Origin of the sequence: Haloferax prahovense DSM 18310 (assembly GCF_000336815.1) — an archaeon.
Lineage (GTDB): Archaea > Halobacteriota > Halobacteria > Halobacteriales > Haloferacaceae > Haloferax > Haloferax prahovense.
This window is the reverse complement of record NZ_AOLG01000049.1, coordinates 1-9,387: the sequence shown is the minus strand read 5'-3', so window position 1 is coordinate 9,387 and position 9,387 is coordinate 1. Positions and strand designations below refer to the sequence as shown.

Genomic DNA, 9,387 nt, shown 5'->3' with positions numbered 1-9,387 from the left:
CATCAGAGATGTGTATAAGAGACAGGTGCGATGGGGTGTCGGGCGCTCGGTCGCGCCTACAGCCCGGTCGGGTGGCTGACGTACTCGGTCTCCAGTCCCCACTCGTCGGCGAGGTCCCGCAGGCTCCGCACCCCGAACGTCTCGGTCGCGTAGTGCCCCGCGAGGAACACCGAGATTCCGGCCTCGCGCGCCTCGTGGTACACCTTCTGTTTGCCCTCGCCGGTGACGAACGCGTCGACGCCACGGTCGATGGCCTCGTCCAGCCAGTCGACGCCGGAGCCGGTGACGATAGCGACCGACGAAATCTCGTCGGGGCCGAAGTCGAGGGCGGTCGTGCCCGCGCTCCCGTCCAGTTCGTCGAGCGCCGCCCGGACCTCGTCGGTCGTCTTCGGCGACGCGAGCTCCCCAGCTTGCCCGATGTGAATCGGTCCGAGCGACCCGAACGGCTCGGTGTCAGTTAGGCCGAGGTGGTCGGCGACGCCGGCGGCGTTGCCGACTTCTTGATGGCCGTCGAGCGGGAGGTGCGAGACGTAGAGCGCGAGGTCGCCGCGAATCAGCGGCTCGATGCGGTCGAAGTCGCGGTCGGTCACCCGGTCGAGACCGCCCCAGACGAGGCCGTGGTGGACGACGAGAAGGTCCGCGTCGGCGTCGAGCGCGGCGTCGATAGTCGCTTCCGCGGCGTCGACCGCGAAGGCGACCTTCTCGACCGATTTCTCCTCGGGGCCGACCTGCAGGCCGTTGGCGCTGGCGTCCACGTCGGCGAAGTCGTCGGTCGCGAGCGTCTCGTCGAGTCGGGCGACGATGTCGGAGAGCTGCATACCGGGGAGTCGTGACTCGGGGACTTGTAAGGAACGGGGTTCGCCGCGGAGTCGGTTACTCGTCTGGTTGCTTGGCGGCGTGCGAGAAGACGAACTCCCGGAGGAGCTTCGCCGCCAGCGACGCGGCCTGTCCGTCGTCGCGGTCGTTGACCTCGACCACGTCGAAGCCGTCGGCGCGGGGCGCGACCGCCCGGACGGCGTCTCGCATCTCTCGGGAGGTGAGGCCGAACGGCTCTTTGGTGCCCGTGCCGGGCGCGAACGCCGGGTCCGCGGCGTCGATGTCGACGCTCAGGTAGACGGACTGGTCCTCGTCGAACTCGGGCTCCCAGTCGGGGACGGCTTCGGGTTCGACCACGGTCACGTCGCCGGCCTCGGCGCGCTTCCACTCGCCGGGCGAGCCGGTTCGCGCACCGAGAATCACGGCCTCGTCGACGCCGAGTTCGTCGAGGACGCGGCGGGTGACCGTGGCGTGGCTCCACTCGTTGCCGTCGTACTCGCGCCGGAGGTCGAGATGGGCGTCGAGACAGACGAACACGTCGGGGTCGACGCCGGTGACGCCGGCGGCGGTGACGGTGTGCTCGCCGCCGAGGACGACGGGGACGGCGTCGTCCCAGACGGCGTCGCGGACGCTCCCGGCGAGCCATTCGACGTACTCAGGTGCGTCGTCCCACGCGCGGACGTCGCCCGCGTCGTGGACGCGTAAGTCAGTGAAAAACTGGTCGGTCCGCCGGTCGTAGTCGTCGAACGACTCGGCGAACCGACGGATTCGATTCGGTCCGAAACGGGTTCCGGGTTGGAAAGACGTAGAGATGTCGAGCGGAGCGCCGAGAAGGACGTAGTCGGCGACCTCGCGGTCTGCGATTGCTCCGGGGAACATCTCTGTGACCCCCGTTTAGACGATTTTTCGCTGGCCTTCGTACTCGAGGTACTCGATCTCGTCTTCGGGGTTGAGGTCTTCCTCCTCGGGGATGCGCATCGTGAACGTCTGGTAGGTCTCGAGGTCCATGATCTGGGCGTCCTCGCCGGTGACGGAGACGACCTGGCCCTGCTTCCGCTCGATGATGGGGACCCACACCTTCGCGTCGACAGGCTGGGAGAGCGAGCGCTTCTTGCTGTCGAAGACACCGCGGGCTTCGACGCGCGCCTTCGCGCTGCCGTGCTTGCCCGGCTTGGCGGTACTGTAGGCGTTGATTTTGCACGGCTTTTCTTCCATCATGACGTAGCTCCCTTCTTGGAGTTCGCGCACCTGCTTCTGCTCTTTCGCCATGTCTCTCCGTTATCGGATGGAGGGTATAAACGGTTTGGAACCGTCTTCGCACGCGACTCCTTGCCGTGGAAATCGCGGGCGGGCGGCCCGGACAGTCACGCGTCTTCGACCGGGTCAACCTCGGCCATCTCGGGGTCGAACCACGTCCCTGCGGCGTCGCGTCTGGCGAGGCTCCCGAACGCCCCTGACGCGACGTTCGGGAGCGAGAGCGCAAGCATGATGGCGGTCGTCAACTCGCCCGCCGTCTCGAACATCGGGATGAGGTACTGGAACGGAAAGAGAATCGGCGTCCGTTCGAGGAAGGTGAGAAGCACGGAGACCGGCATGAGCAGACAGCCCCAGACGACGCCGGCCATGAGGCCGTGCCAGCCGCCGTCGGCGGGGTCGGTGCCGACGACGTAGCCGGCGAGCGCGCTCCCCGTGACCCCACCGACGAGGGTGAACTGGCCCGTCATCGCGTAGACGAGCGATTCGGTGCACGCGGCGAGACACACCCCCACGAACACCGGTCGCCACTCCGTCATGAGCGAGAGTGTATCGGCGGGAGCCGATAAAATTACGCGCCCGATTCTCAGCTTTGATTACTCTCTGCGGCGCTCTTTGAGGTTCTGTCGGGTGAACTGCGGCGTCGCCCGGATTCCCTTCCGCGAGCGGAACGACTTCCAGAGCAGCAGGGCGACGACCCCCGTCGGCGCGCCCGCCGCGCCGACCGCGACGAGGTTCTCCGGGTTCAGCGCGTAGATGATGACCGTCGAGACGAAGCCGAACGACAGGAAGATGCCGTAGATGAGCCGCTTGGCCAGCTTGTCGAGGATGCCGCGGTTGTCCTCCAGTCGGACGTTGAGCGTCAGGTTGTCGCGGTCGGCCCGGTCGAGGACGCGTTCGAGCTTGGGCGGCACGCGGAACAGCGACTGGGCGGTCTTTTGGCCCTGCTGGCCGACGCCCTCGATGATTTTCTGGACGCTCTCCTCGCGGTAGCCCTCCTCCGTCAGGTAGTCGGTCGCCACCGAGATGAAGTCGAACTCGGGGTCGAGCGTGACGCAGACTCCCTCGACGACGCCGGCGACCCGGAGCACGAGCGCGAGGTTCCGCGGGAGCCGAAGCGGGAACTCGTAGATGGTCGATTCGACCTGTTCGAGGATCTGGTTGACACGGTACTGCTCGATGTCGTCGCCGCGGGCGTCGGCGATGGCGAGTTCCATCACGTCGCCCATCACCTGCCGGTCGACGTTCGGGCTGAGCGTCCCCATCTCGATGAGCGTGTCGAGGATGCCGTCGACGTCCTGGTTGGCGACGGCGATGTAGAACTCCACGATTTTGTCCTGGATGAACGGGTCGACCTCGCCGTGCATCCCGAAGTCGTAGAAGATGATGCGGCCATCGTCGGTCACGGAGAGGTTCCCCGGGTGGGGGTCGGCGTGGAAGACGCCGTCCTCGACGATCATCTGGAGGTAGATTCGCTGGAGGTTCGTCGCCAGTTCGGTCCGGTCGATGCCGAGGTCGTCCAGCGCCTCGATGTTGTTTATCTTGGTCCCGGGGAGGTACTCCATCGTGAGCACCCGGTCGTCGGAGCGCTCGGGAATCGGCTCGGGGATGACGAGCGTGTCGTCGTCCGCGAAGTTCTCCTGAATCTCGACGAGCGTCTCGGCCTCCTCGTCGTAGTCCATCTCCTCGCGGATGGTCTTGGCGAACTCGTCGGCGAGGTTCTCCAGCGAGAACGCCCGGCCCTCGCCGATAAAGCGCATGAGAAGCGGCATCGACCACCGGATGACCCGGAGGTCGGCCTCGACGAGGTCCTCGATGCCGGGGCGGCGGACCTTGACGGCGACCTTCTCGCCTTCGTACTCGGCGACGTACACCTGCCCGAGGCTCGCGCCGCTTATCGGCTCGGTGTCGAACGCGTCGAACGCCTCCTCGACGGGACCGAGTTCCGCTTCGAGGACGGCTTTCGACTCGTCCCACGGCGCGGGTGGCACGTCGTCTTGGAGGCTCCCGAGCACTTCGATGTACTCCGGGGGGAGGATGTCGGGGCGCGTCGACAGGAGCTGTCCGAGCTTGATGAACGTCGGCCCGAGCGTCAGTAGCGACTCCAAGAGGACGTCGGCGCGCTTGATGCGCATCTCGGTCGTGACGCGTCGGCCGCCGCCGAACAGGAGGTATTTCCGCGTGTCACGGGTGTACGCGACGATGAGCGGGAAGAACTGGTACAGGACGACGAGGAACCGCCAATAGGCGCGGAGGTTGACCAGCGTGACCACCGCCTCGTCAGGCGTCTTCGTCGCCGGTGGTAATAGGGATGGCCCGCTCGGAGGCGGCCTCGCGCTTGGGGAGCCGGATTTCCAGCGTCCCGCGTTCCATCGACGCCTCGGCCTCGTCGGCCACGGCGTCAGGCGGAAGGGGAACTTCGGCGTCGAGGAACAGCGGTCGTTCCTCGCGGACGTAGTCGAACTCGGCTGGAAGGCGTTTGTCGCGTCGCGCTTCGACGACCAATCGCCCCTTCTCGACCCGGAGCTCCGCCGTCTCGGCGGTCACGCCCGGGAGGTCGAGGACCAAGAGGTAGGACGTCTCGGACTCCAACAGGTCGGCGAACACCGCGTCCGGGAGGTCGGACAGCGCGTCGCGCAGTGCTGACATGAACGCTCATAGGGAGTCGGGGTCGAAAAACCCGGCGGTCTCGCGCGAGCGCGCGAGCGCGAAGCCGCCGATACGGCTCGGGAATCGACCGCCGCCGCGCCCGAGGCCGACGCTTTTTGCCCCCCGAACCGAAGGGTCGGTATGAACCACGACGACCGACGCACGGCCGGGTTCAAGCAACGAACGCGGCTGTCGGACGCCCGCGAGGCGCTTCTCGCGGCGGCGACGCCGCACGACCGAACCGTGCGCCGACCGCTCGCCGAGGCCGACGGCCGGGCGCTCGCGGAGGACGCGGTCGCCCCCGCCGACGTGCCGGGCTACGACCGCGCCGCCATGGACGGTTACGCCGTTCGCGCGTCGGACACCTTCGGCGCGAGCGGTCGCTCACCGAACGTCCTCCGAATCGTCGACGGCCCGGTCGAACCGGGGACCGCGGCCCGTGTCCACACCGGCAGCGACGTACCCGACGGGGCCGACGCCGTCGTGATGGTCGAACACACCGAACGACTCGGCGACGAACTCGAAGTGTTCGACGCGCTCGCCGAGGGCGAGAACGTCGGCGAGCGCGGCGAGGACGTGCGCGAGGGAACGCCGCTGTTCGAGGCCGGCCACGAGCTTCGCCCGTCGGACATCGGCCTGCTTCGCTCCGTCGGCGTCGAGGAGGTGACGGTGTTCGAACGCCCCCGCGTCGCGGTCGTCCCGACCGGCGAGGAACTCGTCGAGGCCGACCCCGGTCCTGGCGAGGTCATCGAGACCAACGGCCTGACCGTCTCCCGACTGGTCGAGCGCTGGGGCGGCGAGGCGAGCTACCGCGACATCGTCGTCGACGACGCCGACCTGCTCCGCGAGGCCGTCGAATCCGACCTCGACCACGACGTGGTCGTCACCACGGGCGGGTCGTCGGTCGGCGAGCGCGACCTCATCCCCGAGGTCGTCGACGACATCGGCGAGGTGCTGGTCCACGGCGTCGCGCTCAAGCCCGGCCACCCGGTCGCGGTCGGCGTCGTCGAGGACACGCCAGTCGTGATGCTTCCCGGCTACCCGGTCGCCTGCGTCGTCAACGCCTTCCAGTTCCTCCGGCCGGTGCTGAAGCGCGTCGGGTCGCTCCCCGAGCGCCCGCTCCCGACGCAGGAGGCGACGCTCACCAGAAAAATCCCGAGTTCACCCGGCACGCGGACGTTCGCCCGCGTCCGACTCGACACGTCGGGCGACGAGGCGACCGCCGAGCCGACCCGGACGAGCGGGTCGGGCATCCTCTCCAGCGTCGCGCTCGCGGACGGTTGGGTCGTCGTCCCCGAGGAGATAGAGGGCTACGACGAGGGCGACACGGTCGCCGTCGAGGGCTGGGAGTGGTCCGCATGAGAAAGCAGTTCCGCGACCTCGCCTCCCCGGCGGACGCGCGCGAGGCCATCGCGTCGCTCGACCTGACGCCCGACGCCGAGACGGTGGCGCTCGAAGACGCCCGCGGCCGCGTCCTCGCCGAGCGAATCGACGCCGAACTCGACGTGCCCGGCTTCGACCGCGCGAGCATGGACGGCTACGCGGTCCGCGCCCGCGACACCTTCGGCGCGGACGAGGCCGAACCGGTCGAACTCGACCTCGCCGGGGCGGTTCACGCCGGCAGCGAACCGGACGTGGCGGTCGACCCCGGAACCGCCGTCGAAATCTCCACCGGCGCGGTGATGCCGCCGGGCGCGGACGCCGTCGTCATCGTGGAGCGAACCGACGAGCGAGACGGCTCGCTCGTCGTCTACTCGGCGGTCGCGCCCGGTGATAGCGTGATGCCCGCCGGGACCGACATCGCCGCCGGCGCTCGCGCCCTCGGCCCCGGAACGCGTCTGACCCCCCGCGAAATCGGCCTGCTGTCGGCGCTCGGCGTCGACGAGGTGCCGGTCCGCGGGAAGCCCACTGTGGGCATCGTCTCGACCGGCGACGAACTCGTCCGACCGGGCGACGAACTCCGCCCGGAGGCGGGCGAAATCTACGACGTGAACTCCTACACTATCGCCGCGGGGGTCGAAGAGGCCGGCGGCGTACCGAAGCTCTATCCCCACGCGGGCGACGACTACGGGGAGTTGGAGCGCCTGCTCCGACGGGCGGCCGACGAGTGCGACCTCGTGCTCTCGTCCGGGTCCACGTCCGCGAGCGCGGTCGACGTCATCTACCGCGTGGTCGAAGAGCGCGGCGAACTCCTGCTTCACGGCGTCTCCGTCAAGCCCGGCAAACCCATGCTCGTCGGCACGCTCGGCGAGGGGAGCGCCTACGTCGGTCTGCCCGGCTACCCGGTCTCCGCGCTCACCATCTTCCGGACGTTCGTCGCGCCGGCAATCCGCGACGCCGCCGGCCTCCCGGAGCCTCGGACCGCGACGGTCGAGGGAACGATGGCCACCCGCGAGCGGTACGCCGAGGGCCGGACGCGGCTCATGCCGGTCGGACTGGTCGCCGACGGCGACGGCGAGACGCTCGTCTACCCCGTCGACAAGGGGTCGGGCGCGACGACGAGCCTCGTCGAGGCCGACGGCGTCGTCGAGGTCGCCGCCGACGTGGAGTACCTCGCGGAGGGCGAGTCGGTGACGGTCCACCTGTTCTCGCCCGACGTCCGCGCGCCGGAACTGCTCGGCGTCGGCGAGGACGACCCCGCGCTCTCGCGCCTGCTCGACCGCGTGTCGTCGCCGCGGTACCTCCCGTTCGGCTCCCGCGAGGGCCTGCGACGGCTCAGGGACGAAATTGCCGACGTGGCCGTCGTCGCGGGCGATCGGGGCGGCGCAGTCGAGGAAATCGACGCGGTCGAACTCGGCTCGTGGACGCGCGAGTGGGGCCTCGTCGTCCCCGCCGGCAACCCCGACGGGGTGTCCGGACTCGCGGACCTCGTAGACGACGACCTCAGGTTCGTCAACCGCGATTCGAACTCCGGGCTGCGGACCGACCTCGGGAACGCCGTCGCCGCCCTCGCCGACGAGCGCGGGACGACCAGACACGAACTCGTCGAGGCCATCGAGGGGTTCGACCGCGGGACGAAAGCGTTCGAGAGTCCGGCGCGAGCGGTCGCCGCCGGCCGCGCCGACGCCGGTCTCGGCCTTCGGGCGACCGCCGACTCGCTCGGGCTTGATTTCGTCTCGCTCGGGAAACAGCGGGTCGTCGTCCTCGCGAACCCCGCCCGGACCGAGAAAGCCGGCGTCGCCTCGCTTCGCGACGCACTCGCGACGAACGACGACGTGATTGCCGGCCTCGCAGGGTTCGAGAGGACCTAAGCGCCGCCGTAACCCTTTAGAAAGCGGCCGTGACTCGTTTAGATATTCATCTCCCGCTGAAGTATAAAATAAGTAGAACGTTTTTATCCGCGTAGCGTGTACAACTGGTATATGAACCGCCCTCTGAAGGTCCTTCACGTCGACGACGACCCCGAGATGCTCGCCCTCTCGGAAGCCGCGTTCCGCCAACTCGACGCCGTCTCTCTTCTGACCGCCGAGTCGGCGACCGAGGCGCTCGGCGTCATCTCGGCCGAGTCGGTCGACTGCGTCGTGAGCGACTCCCTCGTGCTCCCGAACGGGGTGCCGCTCGTCAAAGCCGTTCGACAAGAACACGCCGATATCCCCATCCTCCTGTTCACGGCGAAGTCGTGGCCCGAGGTCGCCGACGTCGCCTCGACCGCCGGCGTCACCGAGTACGTCCAGAAAGCAGGCCCCGGCGACCTCGCGACGGTCCTCCAGCGGGTCCGGAGCCTCGTCGACGACGACAGCGTCGACTCCGCGCTCGCGGTCGGCGCCTCCGCGGTCACGCAGGCGCTCGAAGAACACGCCGACGCGGCCGCCGAGGCCACGTTCAGCCTCGACGACAACTGGGAACTCGTCGGGCAGTGGCTCGGCGACGAGGAACTCGGCATCGTCGTCGTCGAGGCCGTCGAGTCCTACGGCGGGCTCTCGGCCATCGAAACCCCGCTGTACGAGTACATCGACACCGACGCGCTCGAAGAACTGCTTCGGCCCGTCGTCGAGGCCGAAGAGCGTCCCGGCATCGAAGTCCGGTTCCCCTACGAGGACATTCAGGTCGCCGTCACGAGCACCGGCGACATCTTCGCCCGGCCGACGCCCGAGCAGACGCTGTCCTGAGCGACCTCCTCCGAGCGTCGATTTCTCTTTTCTTCCCTCTGGACTGTCGCGACCGGTGAATCACCGCTTTGGTCGGAACCGACCCGTTCAGCGGGACCGAACGAGGTCGTCGAAGCTCTCGACGCGGTACTCGCCGAGCACGCAGCGCCCGCGGTGTTCGGGTCCGTGCCGTTCGACGTGGATGCCGTCCAAGCCGGCGTTCCACGCGGCCCCGATGTCGCTTTCGCCGTCGCCTGCGAGGACGCCCGCGGTGCCGCCGTCGGTCAGGACTCGGTCGTCGAGTCCCAGTTCGCCGATAGCGCGCCGCACCGGCGCGGCGTCGGGTTTCCACCCCGTCTCCTCGGTACAGCAGACGACGGCGTCGAACCAGTCGCGCACGTCGAGGTGGTCCAACACGGGGTCGGTCAGGAACTGCTGGCAGTGCGTGACGATGCCGACCGGCCGGCCGGCGGCGTGAATCTCTCCGATGAGGCGCTCGGCGTCGTCGTGGAGGTACGTCACTTCTGCTCGCTTTGCGGGGTCTTCCTCGCGGTGGAACGCGGGCCAGAACTCGGCGGGG

Annotated in this window: 10 protein-coding genes; 3 read left to right on the top strand and 7 right to left on the bottom strand. The window is 68.7% G+C overall.

Annotated features, from left to right (window positions below; translation table 11 throughout):
- Positions 1-56: 56 nt before the first annotated feature.
- The 6 genes from C457_RS14535 to C457_RS14510 all read right to left on the bottom strand — a co-directional run bounded on the left by C457_RS14535 (position 57) and on the right by C457_RS14510 (position 4,719).
- The gene (locus C457_RS14535) at positions 57-818 is read right to left on the bottom strand and encodes a Nif3-like dinuclear metal center hexameric protein (RefSeq protein ID WP_008095772.1); all 762 of its coding nucleotides are present in this window, start codon (positions 816-818) and stop codon (positions 57-59) included.
- Positions 819-873: 55 nt separating this feature from the next.
- The gene (gene speB, locus C457_RS14530) at positions 874-1,695 is read right to left on the bottom strand and encodes an agmatinase (protein ID WP_008095770.1); all 822 of its coding nucleotides are present in this window, start codon (positions 1,693-1,695) and stop codon (positions 874-876) included.
- A gap of 15 nt (positions 1,696-1,710) precedes the next feature.
- Entirely contained in the window at positions 1,711-2,085 is a 375-nt protein-coding gene (locus tag C457_RS14525) for a translation initiation factor IF-5A (RefSeq protein WP_004062652.1), read from the bottom strand.
- A gap of 95 nt (positions 2,086-2,180) precedes the next feature.
- Positions 2,181-2,609, bottom strand: coding sequence for a DUF5518 domain-containing protein (locus C457_RS14520; protein WP_008095768.1), 429 nt, complete (start codon positions 2,607-2,609; stop codon positions 2,181-2,183).
- 57 nt (positions 2,610-2,666) lie between these two features.
- Complete coding sequence (locus tag C457_RS14515; protein ID WP_008095767.1) at positions 2,667-4,343, bottom strand: ABC1 kinase family protein; 1,677 nt, start codon at positions 4,341-4,343, stop codon at positions 2,667-2,669.
- Between the two features lie 7 nt (positions 4,344-4,350).
- Positions 4,351-4,719, bottom strand: a complete 369-nt coding sequence (locus C457_RS14510) for an Hsp20/alpha crystallin family protein (RefSeq protein ID WP_008095766.1) — start codon at positions 4,717-4,719, stop codon at positions 4,351-4,353.
- 141 nt (positions 4,720-4,860) lie between these two features.
- Between C457_RS14510 and C457_RS14505 the strand changes: the two genes are divergently transcribed.
- The 3 genes from C457_RS14505 (at position 4,861) to C457_RS14495 (ending at position 8,828) form a co-directional block, all read left to right on the top strand.
- Positions 4,861-6,081: a molybdopterin molybdotransferase MoeA gene (locus tag C457_RS14505; RefSeq protein WP_008095764.1), complete on the top strand. Its 1,221-nt coding sequence runs from the start codon at positions 4,861-4,863 to the stop codon at positions 6,079-6,081.
- Entirely contained in the window at positions 6,078-7,970 is a 1,893-nt protein-coding gene (locus C457_RS14500) for a molybdopterin biosynthesis protein (RefSeq protein ID WP_008095762.1), read from the top strand. The genes C457_RS14505 and C457_RS14500 overlap by 4 nt, the downstream gene beginning before the upstream one ends.
- Before the next feature lie 111 nt (positions 7,971-8,081).
- The gene (locus C457_RS14495; RefSeq protein WP_008095760.1) at positions 8,082-8,828 is read left to right on the top strand and encodes a response regulator; all 747 of its coding nucleotides are present in this window, start codon (positions 8,082-8,084) and stop codon (positions 8,826-8,828) included.
- An 87-nt stretch (positions 8,829-8,915) separates the two neighbouring features.
- On the opposite strand, the gene C457_RS14490 is transcribed toward C457_RS14495, so the two are convergent.
- Positions 8,916-9,387: HAD family hydrolase (locus tag C457_RS14490; RefSeq protein ID WP_008095758.1), on the bottom strand; the 472-nt coding region annotated here is incomplete at its 5' end.